Source organism: Nonomuraea sp. NPDC049400, from assembly GCF_044466425.1.
Taxonomy (GTDB): Bacteria; Actinomycetota; Actinomycetes; order Streptosporangiales; family Streptosporangiaceae; genus Nonomuraea.
In genome coordinates this window covers 89,297-104,468 of sequence record NZ_JBITMP010000002.1, presented here as the reverse complement: position 1 = coordinate 104,468, position 15,172 = coordinate 89,297, and the positions used below count along the sequence as shown (strand labels likewise).

Below are 15,172 nucleotides of genomic sequence, written 5' to 3'. Positions count from 1 at the left end.
CCCGCTCCTGCGCGGCCGGCTGATCAATTGATCCGGGAACTTACCCGACCTCACTGACAGAACGGGCTCAAATGATCAAAGCCACTGATCGGTCGGCGGCGGCATCGCCCCCATCGAACCCACACGCACGGCACCCCGCCCATCGCCGCCGAATGACACCAGGGCCACCCCGTTGACGCCTCCGCGGGCAAAGGCTAACGTCGTCTCATAACTTAAAGGAAACTTTCCTAATAGTTTCCTGGCATCCCAACCCCCACACACCCCCCAACCGGATGTCGGAGAGCCATGAGACACAGCACCCTGAGCAAGATCCTGGTGGCGTTACTGCTCCCCCTCACCGCCGTGGCGGTCGCCCCGCCGCAGGCCTCGGCCTCGGTGTACGCCGCCGCGGCAGAGTGGGCGCCGTGGACGGCGTACACGGCAGGCACGCACGTCACGTACAACGGCGTCGAGTACGAGTGCGTCCAGAGCCACACCTCCCAGCCCGGCTGGGAGCCCCCGAACGTCCCCGCCCTGTGGAAGCCCGCGACCGGCGGCGGCACGGACACCACCCCGCCATCGGTGCCGGGCAACCTGCGCTCAACGGGCGTCACCGGCAGCAGCGTCTCACTCGCCTGGAACGCCTCCACCGACAACGTCGCCGTCACCGGCTACGAGATCTACCGCGGCGCCACCCTCATCACCACCGTCACCGGCACCACCCACACCGACACCGGACTGACCGCCAACACCGCCTACACCTACACCGTCCGCGCCCGCGACGCCGCCGGCAACCGCTCCGCCAACAGCAACACCGTCACCGCCACCACGACGGGCGGCGGCGGCACGGACACCACCCCGCCGTCCGTGCCCGGCAACCTGCGCTCGACCGGCGTCACCGGCAGCAGCGTCTCACTCGCCTGGAACGCCTCCACCGACAACGTCGCCGTCACCGGCTACGAGATCTACCGCGGCGCCACCCTCATCACCACCGTCACCGGCACCACCCACACCGACACCGGACTGACCGCCAACACCGCCTACACCTACACCGTCCGCGCCCGCGACGCCGCCGGCAACCGCTCCGCCAACAGCAACGCCATCACCGCCACGACCACGGGCGGCGGCGGTGGCGGCGGGAACAAGGTGCTCGGCTACTTCGTGCAGTGGGGCGTCTACCAGCGCGGATACCACGTCAAGAACATCGATACGAGCGGCTCGGCCGCCAAGCTGACGCACATCAACTACGCGTTCGGCAACGTGCAGAACGGCCAGTGCACGATCGGCGACAGCTACGCCGACTACGACCGCTTCTACCAGGCGAGCGAGAGCGTGGACGGCGTGGCCGACACGTGGGACGCCGGCGCGCTGCGCGGCAGCTTCAACCAGCTGCGCAAGCTCAAGAAGAAGTACCCGAACCTGAAGGTGCTGTTCTCCTTCGGCGGCTGGACCTGGTCCGGCGGCTTCACCCAGGCCGCCCAGAACCCGGCCGCGTTCGCCGACTCGTGCTACAAGCTGGTCGAGGACCCGCGCTGGGCGGACGTGTTCGACGGCATCGACATCGACTGGGAGTACCCGAACGCCTGCGGCCTCACCTGCGACACCAGCGGCCCTGCCGCGTTCAGGAACGTCATGTCGGCGATGCGCTCCCGCTTCGGCTCCGGCAACCTGGTCACCGCGGCCATCACCGCCGACGGCACCAACGGCGGCAAGATCGACGCGGCCGACTACGCCGGCGCGGCGCAGTACCTCGACTGGTACAACGTGATGACGTACGACTACTTCGGCGCCTGGGCGGCGCAGGGCCCGACCGCCCCGCACTCGCCGCTCACCTCCTACACCGGCATCCCGATCGCCGGGTTCTACTCCGACAACGCGATCCAGAAGCTCAAGAGCAAGGGCGTGCCGGCGAGCAAGCTGCTGCTCGGCATCGGCTTCTACGGCCGCGGCTGGACCGGGGTCACGCAGGCCGCGCCGGGCGGCACGGCCACGGGAGCGGCGCCAGGCACGTACGAACAGGGCATCGAGGACTACAAGGTGCTCAAGACCCGCTGCCCGGCCACCGGCACGGTCGCGGGCACCGCGTACGCGTACTGCGGCGGGCAGTGGTGGAGCTATGACACGCCGAGCACGATCGGCGGCAAGATGAGCTACTCGAAGAGCCAGGGCCTCGGCGGCGCGTTCTTCTGGGAGCTCAGCGGCGACACCACCAACGCCGAGCTGCTCACGGCCATGAAGAACGGCCTGGGCTGACCCACGAGAGGGCCGGCCCCTGTCAAGGGGCCGGCCCGTTCAGCCCAGCTCGCTGAACTGCTCGGCGGTCAGCGCCACCGTCGAGGCCGCCAGGTTCTCCTCCAGGTGGGCGACCGTGGAGGTGCCGGGAATCGGCATCGTCACCGGCGAACGGGCCAGCAGCCAGGCCAGGCTGACCTGCGCGGGCGTGGCGCCGACGGCCTTGGCGACGTGGTTCACGGGACTGCCGGGCGCCGCAAGCGCACCCTTGGCGATGGGGCTGTAGGGGATGAACCCGATCCCCTGCTCCTCGCAGTGCTCCAGCACCCCCTCCGAGATCCGGTTGGTGAGGTTGTACCGGTTCTGCACGCTGGCGATCTCGACGATGCGCCGCGACCGCTCCAGCTCCTCGACACTCACCTCGGACAGGCCGATACTGCCGATCTTGCCTTCGTCCCGCAGCGCCTTGAGCTCCCCGAGCTGGTCCTCCAGCGGCACCTCCGGATCGATGCGGTGCAGCTGGAGCAGGTCGATCCGCTCCACCTTGAGCCGGCGCAGGCTCATCTCGACCTCCTGCCGCAGGTACGCGGGCCGGCCCACGACCACCCACTGCGCCGGCCCCGGACGCACGAACCCGGCCTTGGTCGCGATCAGGAGCTGCTCGGGGTACGGGTACAGCGCCTCCCGGATGATCTCCTCACTGATGTACGGCCCGTACGAGTCGGCGGTGTCGATGAAGTCGACGCCCAGCTCGACGGCCCGGCGCAGCACCCGGATGGCCTCGTCATGGTCGCGGGGCGGCCCCCAGACCCCGGGCCCGGTCAGACTCATGGCGCCGAAGCCGAGGCGGTGAACGCTCTTGTCGCCAATGGTGAACGTGCCGGTGGACTGCAGCTCTATGGACATGCGGAACACTCCGTCAGGTCGAACCTTTACTCCCGTACCAGCATGACGGACTCATCCGTGGCACCGGCCGCCAGGCTCAGCCGCCAGGGCAGGAGGACGCCCGTGCCGATCAGCAAGATTCCCGCAACCGCGATCGCGGTGCGCGTCCTCGTGACTCCGGTCAGCACCAGAGGGCCGTGGCAGCGGCGATGGCCGCGCGCCCGCTGATAGTCCAGGCGGTGAGGACACGGGCCGTCGTCTCGTGGCCACGCCGAAGCCGAGCAGAATCTTGCGCTGCCCGAAGCGGTGGACGAGCGGCCGAGACAAGGGGGCGCGCCCAGGAGACCGACCAGACAGGGGATGCCGAAGCCGAGCATGTACTGCAGCGGAGTGAATATCTCCCGGAGATCGCCGAAGCCGACTCCCGGCTTGCCGCCGTTGACGTCGTCCGGACCCACCTCCGGCGCGACGGCACGCGGGTGACCGTCGTCCCGGTACCGGTGCCCGCCGACTGCACCGACGGATTCCTGGGTGCCTACTGGCGACGCCCTCACTACTACCTCGACCCGCACGTCCGCGCCGCCATCTCCGCCCTGGCCACCCTCGACCAGGAGCGCATCGAGCACGCGGTGCGCCGCCTCGCGACCGACCTCGCCACCGGACGCTGGCATGAACGCCACCAGGCTCTCCTCGACGCCGACACCCTCGACCTCGGCTACCGCCTCGACACGACCAACACACTCACCCATGCCGATCAGCCGGACCCGAGCGGCATTGCCGCCGGTCTCGACCACGCTCGCCGCCATGAACTCGGCGTCCGTCGATCTCGTCCTGATCAGCGCCTGGTACGGCCCGCAAGGCGTGCTGATCTCCAACGACGAGGTGGCCGCCTTCGTCGCCGGGGCCCCCACCGCCTGGCCAGCGTGGCCTCCGTCGACCTGCGCAAGACCATGACCGCCATTCGCGAGCTCCGATGCGCGGTCACGGAACTGGCTTCAAGACGCTGCGCGTCCTGCCCTGGCTGTGGGAGTTGCCGCCCGACGACTGGCGCTACCACCCCCTGTAGGCCGAGTGCGTCGAACTCGGCATCCCCTTCTGCACCCAAGCCGGGCACACCGGCCCGCTACGCCCCTCCGAGCCGGGCCGGTCCATCCCGTGCCTCGACCGGGTCGCCCTCGACTTCCCCGCACTGACCATCGTCGCCGGGCACATCGGCTACCCCTGGACCACCGAGATGATCGCCTACCTCAAGGGTCACGGCCGGACCAAGGTGCTGTTCGGCAGCAACCACCCGATGATCACACCGAACAAAGGCACTCGATGGGCTGGACCAGCTGGAACTGGACGACGGGGCGGCGGCCCGACCGGCTCAGCCGTCTCCTTACAAGTGTTCGAGGTACCAGGCGTACGTCCGTCGTATGCCCTCTTCGAGGTTTGTGCCACATTTCCAGCCGAGCGCGGTCAGCAGGCTGACATCAAGCAGCTTGCGAGGCGTACCGTCCGGCTTCGACGGATCGTTGACGATAACACCTTGGTAATCGACCACCCGGGCGATCAACTCAGCCAGATCGCGGATCGTCACGTCACTGCCGACACCGACGTTGATCGGCGCTGAGTCGTCGTAGTTCTCGAGCAGGAAGAGGCATGCCTCCGCGAGGTCGTCCACGTGCAGGAACTCCCTCCGCGGCGTGCCGGTCCCCCACAGCACCACCTCCGGAGCTCCGGCAGTGGTCGCCTCGTGGAAGCGTCGGATCAACGCCGGCATGACGTGTGAACTCGTCAGATCGAAGCTGTCGTTCGGCCCGTACAAGTTGGTCGGCATCGCAGAGATCCACCGCAACCCGTACTGGCGCCGCACTGTTTGGACATGCATGACGCCGGCGATCTTCGCAATCGCGTACGCGTCATTGGTCGTCTCCAGCTCACCGGTGAGCAGGCTCGACTCACGGATCGGCTGCTCGGCGTACTTCGGGTAAATGCACGACGAGCCGAGGAAAAGCAATCGCGGCGTCCGTACCGCCAGCGCCGCATCCATGAGATTCACCTGAATTCGCAGGTTGTCGCTCAGGAACTGGACTGGATGGTCCCGATTCGCGAGAATGCCGCCGACTCGGGCCGCAGCGTCAATCACCACCTCGGGCCGGTGCTCAAAGAAGAACGCAAATGTCTTGTCACGGTCTCTGAGGTCCAGCTCGGCGGAGGTCGCCCCGATCAGGTGGCTGAATTCCTCCGCTCTGAGCTTGCGCCAAATCGCCGAACCCACCATGCCGCGATGACCTGCGACGTAAACACGACTTTCCCGAGGAAGCGCACCATGAATCACTGTATCCCGATCTCTCATAACTGGCTCTCTCCGCACCGCAACCGCGTCCGATCACACTGCATGTGCCAGGTCGGCGCCTGCTGAGGTTTCGACGCGCGCACACCTGAGCGGATGCAGGAGAACTTCCTGCCAGTACAGACCGTCACGTCGTGGCCGAACCGCTGCAGGCCGTACGATCAGGAGCACGAGATCGGCAGGTCCTCTCGCGGGGATGTCGGCCACCAAGGCGTTTCCCATCAGCCTGAAACTCCAATTCTCTCTTTCTTGGTTCGACGGCAGATCCGACGGCGTCACTACAGTGGCCGCTCTGGAGCATGGAGCAGGGCCAATACCTCCCGCACGGTCTCAGCGGGACTTAAAGCGGTCGTGTCGACCACTTCAGCGGTCCGGCTCAGCCAGGTACCAGTCAGTTCGTAGCGATCGACTTGTTCGAGGCGCGATGCCACCAGGGAGGGGTCCTCGGCATCCCCACGAATGCGCTCTTCGAGAACCGCACGTTCGCAGTGCAGCAGGACATGACGCTGCGTGATCTTCTCGGCGGAGACGTGAACGAACATGTCCAGGGCGCCCAACTGCTCGTGCAGGCCGATCGGCACCATCAGGTCACCGGTGCCTTGGTGGCGCAGCAACTGGATGGCGGTCTCGGCCACAAGAGTTCGCCAGGCGCTCCACTCGTGCAGCTTCTCGACCGGATCAGCGGCGACACGGCGAAGCATGCAGCCGACCTCTTCCGGGTCCAGGAGATGGACGGTGGGTCGATGCTGTGCGAGCAGCGTTGCGACCGTTGTCTTGCCGACGCCTGGAGGCCCGTTCAGCCAGACGATCGACGAACCGGAGCCGTCGTCCTCCGGCATGTCCGCGGCCGTGGTCGGCGATGTGTCGACGGCTGGAGGTACCGGCTCGATGGCGTCGGCGGATGCGGTGATCTGCAACCCGCTGGCCTGAACATCACCGGTCAACTGCAGACGGGCCTGGCCCTCGATCGCCATTGAGATGCCGGCGAGGCTCGGAGCCACGAAGTACCCGTCCGCCCCGGAGAGAACGGCCCGGGTGACGGGCCCGCTGTAGTGAATATCGAGCTCATCGTCGTCGAACTCGGCAACGACGATCCTCGCACCGGGGAACATCCCACGAAGACTGGACACGGCAGAGCGAGTCACCGACGGAGCCAGAACCACGTTCGCCGTCGGTGGGGCGCGCAGGATGTCCACGACAACGAAGCCAGGTCCCAGCATCTCGCTCAGTCGCGCACGAGCCTTGCGGGACAGCGCCATCGCCGTGACCACGACGATCGCGCCGCCTGCCGCGGTACCTGATGAGTCGCTCACCGCTCGCTCCCCCGCATGCGCTCTTCGTTGCGCGGCCAACGGCAATCGCTCGCCCTCGCCATCACCATCGCTTCGCAACAGACGCCCGTCACAGGGATCAGTTCATCGCACCTGCCGTTCGCGAGGCTCCTGACAGTTGTCAGCATTGGTGGCCTGCTACGCACCCTTCATGTGCTGACAGGTGTCAGGACCATCCCCGCCCACCATCCGCCATGGTGGGCTCGAGCCACGTCAAGTAAGGAAGCGGTGTGAAACAGTTCTTAGTCGACTATCGGGATCCAGCGGCGAGGCGGTCTTTTGCCGTCGGCGGTGACGGTAGCGGACTGGACGCGCTCAAAGAACAACTCGACATCTACGGCTTCGCCGTCGCGGACATGCCGGCCGACGTTACGCCGGTTTCTGCTATCGAGCTTCTCGCCGACGGCTGGGACCTGGGGCAGCCCGTGGTTCCGGCCTTGTATCGCATGCCCGGCGCCGAGCAATTCGACCGCGAGATCGCTGAGATAAGGGAAACAGACCGCAGTAGCCATCCGGGGTTCGCCGTCCGTACGGCCCAGGACTTTCACGTCGACGGCACGCTCGACGACCCGGAGGAGACCCCGACTGTGGTGATGTACTGCGTGCGGGCCGCACACCGGGGTGGGAACTCGCTCCTGTTCAACGCGGTGGCAGCGTTCCACGACCTCTACCAGCGGGACCGTGAAGCCGCTTCAGCCCTGCTCCATCCCCGGGTGCTGCGCAGGACGGCGTCCCTCAAGGGTATCGATGCGTACCGAGAGGGTGAGGCATTTCGCGTGAAGAACGATGGAACCATCGTGAACCGCTACTCCGATGACGGCATCGCCACGTGGACGCCTGCCGAGGGTCAATCCGAGGCGTTGGCGCGAGCCCTCGACAGTATTCGACGGAGCAGCCGGACGGCGGACAGCAAATACGTGGCGTCGATCCGGCTCGAGGACGGCCAGGCGCTGGTGCTCCGTAATGACCGGGTGTCCCACGGGCGTGAGGCCTTCACCAACTCCCCGCGCTCTCCGAGACAATTGCTGCGAGCGATTTACGGACGCGTGCCGCGATGAGCAACGTCACGCAGCGTGTGCCGGACGGCGTGATTCACAAGGTCGAGCAATGCTGACGGGTGCACAGGCCGCGAGCGATCTCGCCCATGGCGAAGGCTTTGAACTCGTCCGCAGAGTCCTGGACAGACTTCGGACCGAGGCGCAGGTCAGCCGCGACATGATCAATCTGGTCCCGAGCGAGAACAGACTGTCGCCGACGGCGAGCGCGCCCTTACGGTACGACTTCTACAACCGGTACTTCTTCAATCCGACGCTCGACTCCCGCCAGTGGTTCTTTCGTGGCGCGCAAGGTGTCGGCGACATCGAGACCACTGTCGCGGTTCCGGTTCTCCGTCAGCTTGCGAGAGCGCAACACGTCAATGTCCGGCCGATCTCCGGGATGAGCGCGATGACGCTGGTCCTGCTCGCACTCGGCGGCTCCACGGGTGAGTCCGTCATCAGCATCAAACAAAGCTGCGGTGGCCACTATGCGACGAGTTCGATGATCGCGCGTGTCGGCCGGCGACCGCTGACAGTGGGCCAGGAACAAGGTCGGATCGCCCCTGACGAACTGCGCGCACTCCTGAAGGAGCACCAGCCATCGCTGGTGTATCTGGACCTGCAGAACAGCCTGTCGGAGATCGACGTGGCATCGGTGGTCGAGATCGTCCGCGAGATCAGCCCCAGAACGCGTGTACACGCCGACGTGAGTCACACCCTCGGCCTCGTCCTCGGAGGAGCTCACCGCAACCCCTTGGACGACGGCGCCGACACAATGGGCGGATCCACCCACAAAACCTTTCCGGGGCCGCAGAAGGGTGTCCTGTTCACACGCGACGATGAGCTCGCCGAGCAGATCCGCCAGGCACAGTTCGAGATGATCAGCAGCCATCATTTCGCGGACACACTGGCACTGGCACTGGCAGCCGTCGAGTTCGAGACTTTTGGAGTCAAGTATGCCGCTCAGGTCATTCACAACGCTCGCCTTCTCGGCAGCAAGTTGATCGACGCCGGCTTCGACGTGGTGAAGGGGACGCCTGAGATCACCGACTGCCATCAGGTCTGGGTCGCATGTGGCTCGGATTTCGACGCGATGGACTTCGCCGACGGGCTGGCAGAGGCGGGAGTACGGGTGAACGTGTCCGCCGAGCTTCCGCGCTTCGACGGGCGCTTCGCGCTTCGCCTCGGCCTGTCGGAGATCACGTTCGAGGGCGGGCACGACCACAGCGTGGCGCAGTTGGCCGACATCTTCGCCATGGTCAGGGGTGGCCGCATCCAGGAAGCGCGCACCTTGTGCGCGTCACTACGCGACGGTTTGGGGACTCCCTACTACTTCAGGGAGGAGGACGTGGCCGGTGCCTCCGTCTAGCAGACAGGCACCACCGGACGTCACCGTGATCGTGCCCTGCGCCGGCTACGGACAGCGGTTCGGCGCGCCATACCCGAAGGAACTGCACTTGCTGGCCGATGGCACCAGTGTCATTGACCGATCTCTCGCTCCGGTGGTGGAGTTCGCAACCAAGCGGTCGGCGTTGCTTCGACTGGTCGTCGTCATCCGGCCACATAAGACACAGCTGGTTGACTACCTTGCCCGCTACTCGGGACTGTTCGAGCTGGTCTTCGTCTACCAGTCGGAGCGAAGCGGGCCGGAACTCTCCGGAGCGATCAGAGCAGCGCTTTCTGTGGCCGTCGGCCCTACGGCCCTGGTCTTGCCGGATCAGCTCACCTACGACAGTGAGGCTGGTGGGCGCGTTGAGCACGCGTTCGAGCATCTCAGCCGTCATTCGTTGTCCATCGTCGCCGCCCCAACCGACGATCCGGCAAGGCTCGCGCAGGAGGGTGCTCTGCTGATCCGGCCCGAAGGCGAGCACCACGTCGTTGTCGCCGCCGCGGAGAAACCCGCCGCGGCGGAGAACTTCAATGCCGCCTGGATGATTCTGCTGGCGTCCGCCGAAATGCGGCACGTGCTGGTGGAAGTGGTCCAGCCCGGTGGCATCGAAAGATCGATAGGTGCACCAGTGACTCTCGTAAAGGACTTCGTGAACGCCAATCGGGTCAGTGATGTCTGATGGCGCCCGGTCTCACGCTGTTGTTCGATGCCGGGCAGTACCCGGTGTGCGCCGCCGCCACGACGGGACTCGGACTCAGGATCGCCGAGCTGGCTGAAACGCTCAGCCGTACCTTCGACGTCGTCGTCTACTCACCCGATACGACGGACGCCCTGCATCTGGGCGAAGCCACGCTGGCCGCGCCACACAAGGGCTGGAGCGAACTGGTGAGGACCGCCGATGTGGCCTTCTTTTTCGACATCGCCGACGACCAGCGGTTCGAAGACGCGGTGTCGAACAAGTTGACGATCATTTCGGAGACAGCACCGCCGCTCGAACACGCGGGGTTCCCGTCGCTCCTGCGCGCCGACTCACCGTCTCGTGCCTACGAGGCGATCGTGGCCGGCTACAACCGACAGATCGCATTGTCGGATCATTTCATCTGCCGCTCCGCGGTAGAGAAGGCCACCGTGGTGAGCTCCCTCATGACCGCAGGCCGCATCGGGCCTGATGACATCGCGAGGTCTCCCACCATGGATCACGTCGTGACGACGATTCCCATCGGTTTCAGCCACCACAGTCGGCTGCGAGCCGAGAGCGCCATATCCCGGCCCAAGGCGGACTTCCTGTGGACCGGAGGGCTTTGGTCTTTCTATGATCCCGGCGTCCTGGTACAGGCCGTAGCGCTATGCGCCACTCGTGGTATCGACGTGACTGCCGCGTTCGTTTACGGTGGCCCCCACCCGGACAACCAAGCGGTCATCTCGGAGCTCGACCGCGACATCGACGTGCTCGGAATGCGATCCCGAGTCCGTATCCGCCATGATCCGCTGCGGCACTACGAGCGAGACGCGATGCTGAAGGGCGCCATGGGATTCGTCTGCATCGCCCGGCCGGGAGTCGAGAACGAGACCTGTGTCCGGCTGCGTCTACGCGACAGCAGGCTGTACGGCGTGCCGCTCATCGTGGACGGCTTCGGAGCCACCGCCGACGAAGTGCGTCGCGACGGGTCCGGAATCGTACTCGCCGAACCCACGGCGGAAGCACTGGCGGACGTCCTGGCTCACCTCGCGACCGGCCGCGACCGCCGGCACGCATCGGCCACGTACGAATACCGCCTCGAGCTGCATGGCCTCACCCGACGGCTGATCGAGCTGAGACCGGATGCAGCTCCCTGCGCCAACGAAAGCTGAGGTTAGCGCGATGTCCCCCACCCGGATGTGGAGACCTTGGTCGCCGGTGAGCCAGCCGGCCCCGGTAACGATCGTTCGCGCTCGCGGATGCCAGGTACGTGACGAAAACGGTAACTGGTACCTGGACGGTATCTCTGGAGCACTCAACGTCTCATGTGGGCACGGTCATCCGCGCTTGATCGAGGCCGCGATGCGCCAGATCAACGAGTTGTCCCACTACGACTTGACGAACGCCTCGCACCCACTAGCGGAAGCGCTCGCCGCGCGGCTTGCTGACCTCCTGCCCGATCCCTTGGGACCGACTCTGCTGCTCAACAGCGGGTCCGAGGCGGTGGAGGCCGCGATCTGGATCGCCCATGAGTACTGGCGGAACCTCGGCGAGCCGCGAGACCGTGTGATCACGTTCGAGCTCGGCTACCACGGCTCGACCAGCCTCGCACGGCATCTGTCCGGCTTGCCCCATGTCCAGACCGGCTGGAGCGCGCCCTTCCAGGTCGATCGCGTCAGCTTGCCAGGTGATGCCCGCTCTGTCCGTTTCCCTGAGAACGCGGAAATGTTGCTCGCCGGTTTCGAGCGGCTGCTGAACGGGGCGCGACCAGCCGCAGCCGTGCTGGTAGAGCCATTGCTCAACGTCGGCGGCGGCATCGTGCTCCCGCCCGGCCTCCTGGCCGGGCTGCGAGCGTTGTGCCACCGCACGGGAACGTTGCTCATCATCGACGAGGTGTTCTGCGGGTTCGGGCGCACCGGCCGGATGTTCGGCTTCGAGCACGACGGCATCACACCCGACATTGTCGCGATGAGCAAAGGAATCAGCAGCGGATACGTCCCGTTGGCCGCCGTCACCACCACCCAGGAGATCCATGCGTCGTTCACGGCGGAACCGCTGATACAGGGGTTGCGCTACGGCCACACGACCGGAGGACATGCGGTGGCGGCGGCCGTCGCCATGGCCGTGATCGACGTGATAACCGAGGACGGTTTGGTGGCCAACGCCGCTGCCCGTGGTGCGGCTCTGCTCGCGCAGCTTCAGAAGCTCGAAACCGATTCGAGGGTGACCGACGTGCGCGGCCTCGGCCTGGTGACCGTTGTCGAGACCGATCATCCAGATGTGGCGACCGCCGCCGTCGCCATGGCGCGACGGAGCGGCGTCCTGGTGCGGCAGCAAGGGACCAACATCATGATCTGTCCGCCGCTGCCCCTCGACGCCGACCAGGCTGCGGAGATCGGCGACTGCCTGCTCGGTGCATTCAGCCAGATTTACTGAGGCCTCTGATGCTGGACGACGCGCTGAACGCAGCAGGGTTCGCCGATGCCCCCTGCGTCCGGTACTACCGGACTATCAGGAATGGCGTCGGCACGACTGCGGAGCAGCTCGGCTACGGCGTCAACAAGCGTCCGCCGGCCGCTGCCGTCCGCACCTGTCTGACTCGCATCTTCACGGACGTCGTCGAGCGGCGCAGCCTGGAGTACGACGACAGCCGTGAGCAACTTGTGCGCGAACTCGTCGGTCTGCTGCTGGCGCGATATCTCGCCTTGCCCGCGATCGACGCCGCCCAGATTGTGCTGTTCCATGGGACCACCGAGGCGATCAGCGTGGCGAGCGACTACGCGAGTCGTCGGAAGCTGCAACCGGTGCTTCCGTTGCCGAACTACTTCGCCTTCGAACATTCCTTGGCGCGGCACGGGGCCGGCAACCCGCAGTTCTACTCGGCCACAGGCCGGACCACCGCCGCGCCAGCCGGGCAACGGCCGCGCCTGCTGGTCGATGTGGCACCCAACGGCGTTCTCGGCACGGTGTTCGAACGACCGCCGCACCGCACAGGCGACCTCTGTCTCCTGGACATCCCGTTCTCTCTTCCGCAGTTCGTACCCCCAGGCAGCCTGAGACGGACGCTGCGGGAGCGGCTCGTCGGCGAGCGGTGGATGCTCTGTATGACCCCGTCTAAGGATCTGTCCATGCCGGGGTTGAGGGTCGGCTTCATCGCGACCTCCGACCCCGACTTCGTGCAGTTCGCCGCAGCGGATCGTTTTGAGCGCGGTTACACCGTGCATGCCGCTACCGGAATGATCGCCGCCCTGCACCTCGGTCTGTTGCTCTTGGCTTCTGGCGACGGCGCTGAAATCCCGCGCCTGACGCGTCGGCTGGCCGCTGACTTCCACAGGCACTCGGTCCCTTTCCTCAGCACCGACGAGATCACCTGTTTCCGTCGCGAGCTCTCCGCCGCACGCGACGCCTTCCGTCGGAATCTCGATGTCATCGAGCACGAGGGACTCTTCGAGATCTCCCCTGAGACCGGTCCGCCGGTCGCCGGTTACTCGACCTTCCGGTGGTTGAGGGCCGATTTCCCCTCGTCGGCCGCCTACACGCGCTGGGTCAACGAGCTAGGCCGAGCCGGGTTGAAGGTCAACCCGAATCTGCTCTTCAGCGGAGACGAGGCCGCGTGGGCCGACCTCTATCCGGATCGGTACGGCATCCGGCTCAACTTGTCAGTACCGATGAGTGAGCTTCAGCCCAATCTGCGATCGCTCGCCGTCGCCATGAAGGAGGCCACACGATGACCGATGTCCTTGCCGCCATCGCCAGCAAGCGCGCCGGTGAGCAACTGACTGCCGAATCCATCTCGGGCGTGATCGACGCTTACACCAGGGGCACCATGCCCGATTACCAGATGGCCGCTTGGCTGATGGCGGTCGCCTGTCGCGGTATGAGCTTCGACGAGGTGGTAGCACTCACCCGTTCGTACGTCGACAGCGGCATGCGGCTCGGCTACAGCGGCGTCGGCCGGTCCGTCGTGGACAAGCACAGTACAGGCGGCGTCGGCGACAAGACCACGATGATCGTCGCCCCCGTACTGGCGGCGCTGGGCATACCCATCGCGAAGATCAGCGGGCGTGGCCTCGGCTTCGCCGGCGGAACACTCGACAAGCTCGAGTCGATTCCGGGCCTCCGCCTGGCGCTGGACGAGCAGGAGATCCTCCATGTCCTCAGCCGCGCGGGCATGGTGGTGGTGCAGCAGTCGAAAGCGCTGGTACCTGCGGACGGCGCCACCTACGCGTTGCGCGACGTCACAGGGACGGTCGAAAGCCTCCCCTTGATCGCCGCGAGCATCATGTCCAAGAAGATCGCAGCCAGCACGAACGGCGTGGTCCTCGACGTCAAGTTCGGCTCTGGCGCGCTCACCGGTCACCTCGCCGACGCCATCGACCTGGCCGAACTGATGATCGATATCGGTGCGGCGTTCGGGCTTCGCTGTCATGCCGTGATCAGTAGCATGAACCAACCGCTGGGACGGGCCAGCGGCAACGTCCTCGAGGTACGCGAGGCCATCGAGGTCCTCAACGGCGCGCAGATGCCCGGTGTCACCGAGTTGTCCGCTGCCCTCGCCGCAGAGGCCATGATCCTGGCGGGAGACGAGCGGGACCCCGTCCGAGCGGAAAAGCGTGTGCGCGAAGTCCTTCTGGACGGACGCGCGCTCTCGGCGTTCCGGCGGTGGGTGAGCGCGCAGGGCGGCGATCCCGCAGTAATAACCGATCCGGACCAGCTGGATTCCGCGCCCTACGTCACGACCGTCAATGCCGAGACATCTGGTTGGATCCAACGGATGGATGCCCGAGCGATCGGTGCGCTCGGTCTGCACCTGGGCGCTGGACGACTGGCCAAGGATGCTCCGATCGACCGGGCCGTCGGCGTCGTACTGCACAAGCGCGTCGGTGACCGGGTCGCCAGGGGAGAGCCGATCGCCGATATCCATCTGCGCGACGCGGACGCCGAGGCGCAGACCCGTTTCCGTTCTGCGGTGACCGTCGTGAACCATCCGGTCGCCCCGGAACCAACCATTCACGCTGTTATCCGCCCTCTCTTCACCCAAGAGAACATGGGCGGCAGACGATCACCGAGCTCTTTCTTGAGGGTGGAGAAGGAGATGACCCTTCATGGAGACTCGCGAGGCGGGGCATGACCCTCCTGACCACGAGATCCCAGAGCGTCCAGCGCCAGCCTCATGGTGAGGGAAACCCGCTCCGATCGGTCGCCTTGGTCGCCCAAGAGCTCTCCGCGGCCTTGACGAGCGTTGACACCGCGATCGTGGACGGCGCACGAGCAGGATCGCGTATGGCGGCTCCGGCACAG

General features: G+C 66.0%; 13 protein-coding genes. 9 read left to right on the top strand and 4 right to left on the bottom strand.

What is annotated here, in order from left to right; all coding sequences use genetic code 11:
- Positions 1-285: 285 nt before the first annotated feature.
- Positions 286-2,232: a glycosyl hydrolase family 18 protein gene (locus tag ACIBVN_RS02490; protein WP_397131836.1), complete on the top strand. Its 1,947-nt coding sequence runs from the start codon at positions 286-288 to the stop codon at positions 2,230-2,232.
- 39 nt (positions 2,233-2,271) lie between these two features.
- Here ACIBVN_RS02490 and ACIBVN_RS02485 read toward each other — a convergent pair whose 3' ends face one another.
- Positions 2,272-3,117, bottom strand: a complete 846-nt coding sequence (locus tag ACIBVN_RS02485; protein WP_397131834.1) for an aldo/keto reductase — start codon at positions 3,115-3,117, stop codon at positions 2,272-2,274.
- A gap of 26 nt (positions 3,118-3,143) precedes the next feature.
- Positions 3,144-3,902, bottom strand: coding sequence for a hypothetical protein (locus ACIBVN_RS02480; RefSeq protein ID WP_397131833.1), 759 nt, complete (start codon positions 3,900-3,902; stop codon positions 3,144-3,146).
- Between ACIBVN_RS02480 and ACIBVN_RS02475 the strand changes: the two genes are divergently transcribed.
- Positions 3,901-4,050: a hypothetical protein gene (locus ACIBVN_RS02475; protein WP_397131831.1), complete on the top strand. Its 150-nt coding sequence runs from the start codon at positions 3,901-3,903 to the stop codon at positions 4,048-4,050. The two genes, ACIBVN_RS02480 and ACIBVN_RS02475, sit on opposite strands and share 2 nt — an antisense overlap.
- A gap of 427 nt (positions 4,051-4,477) precedes the next feature.
- Here the strand turns inward: ACIBVN_RS02475 and ACIBVN_RS02470 are convergent, their stop codons facing one another.
- Positions 4,478-5,437: a GDP-L-fucose synthase family protein gene (locus ACIBVN_RS02470; protein ID WP_397131829.1), complete on the bottom strand. Its 960-nt coding sequence runs from the start codon at positions 5,435-5,437 to the stop codon at positions 4,478-4,480.
- 275 nt (positions 5,438-5,712) lie between these two features.
- A complete protein-coding gene (locus tag ACIBVN_RS02465; RefSeq protein WP_397131827.1) occupies positions 5,713-6,747 on the bottom strand; it encodes an AAA family ATPase in 1,035 nt (344 codons plus the stop codon).
- A gap of 248 nt (positions 6,748-6,995) precedes the next feature.
- On the opposite strand from ACIBVN_RS02465, the gene ACIBVN_RS02460 reads away from it, so the two are divergent.
- Genes ACIBVN_RS02460 through ACIBVN_RS02430 form a run of 7 tightly spaced genes read left to right on the top strand, consistent with a single transcriptional unit; the run spans position 6,996 to position 15,002 of the window.
- Complete coding sequence (locus ACIBVN_RS02460) at positions 6,996-7,823, top strand: TauD/TfdA family dioxygenase (protein WP_397131825.1); 828 nt, start codon at positions 6,996-6,998, stop codon at positions 7,821-7,823.
- 49 nt (positions 7,824-7,872) lie between these two features.
- Positions 7,873-9,171, top strand: a complete 1,299-nt coding sequence (locus tag ACIBVN_RS02455; RefSeq protein ID WP_397131823.1) for a DegT/DnrJ/EryC1/StrS family aminotransferase — start codon at positions 7,873-7,875, stop codon at positions 9,169-9,171.
- A gap of 25 nt (positions 9,172-9,196) precedes the next feature.
- Positions 9,197-9,871, top strand: coding sequence for a hypothetical protein (locus ACIBVN_RS02450; protein ID WP_397131821.1), 675 nt, complete (start codon positions 9,197-9,199; stop codon positions 9,869-9,871).
- Positions 9,871-11,043 carry a hypothetical protein gene (locus ACIBVN_RS02445; RefSeq protein ID WP_397131819.1) on the top strand — a complete coding sequence of 391 codons (1,173 nt, stop codon included), beginning with the start codon at positions 9,871-9,873 and terminating at the stop codon, positions 11,041-11,043. Before ACIBVN_RS02450 ends, ACIBVN_RS02445 begins: the two co-directional genes overlap by 1 nt.
- Positions 11,015-12,307: an aspartate aminotransferase family protein gene (locus tag ACIBVN_RS02440; protein WP_397131817.1), complete on the top strand. Its 1,293-nt coding sequence runs from the start codon at positions 11,015-11,017 to the stop codon at positions 12,305-12,307. The genes ACIBVN_RS02445 and ACIBVN_RS02440 overlap by 29 nt, the downstream gene beginning before the upstream one ends.
- Positions 12,308-12,315: 8 nt before the next feature.
- On the top strand, positions 12,316-13,602 hold the full coding sequence (locus ACIBVN_RS02435) for a hypothetical protein (protein WP_397131815.1): 1,287 nt from the start codon (positions 12,316-12,318) through the stop codon (positions 13,600-13,602).
- A complete protein-coding gene (locus ACIBVN_RS02430) occupies positions 13,599-15,002 on the top strand; it encodes a thymidine phosphorylase (RefSeq protein ID WP_397131813.1) in 1,404 nt (467 codons plus the stop codon). The genes ACIBVN_RS02435 and ACIBVN_RS02430 overlap by 4 nt, the downstream gene beginning before the upstream one ends.
- Positions 15,003-15,172: the final 170 nt, after the last annotated feature.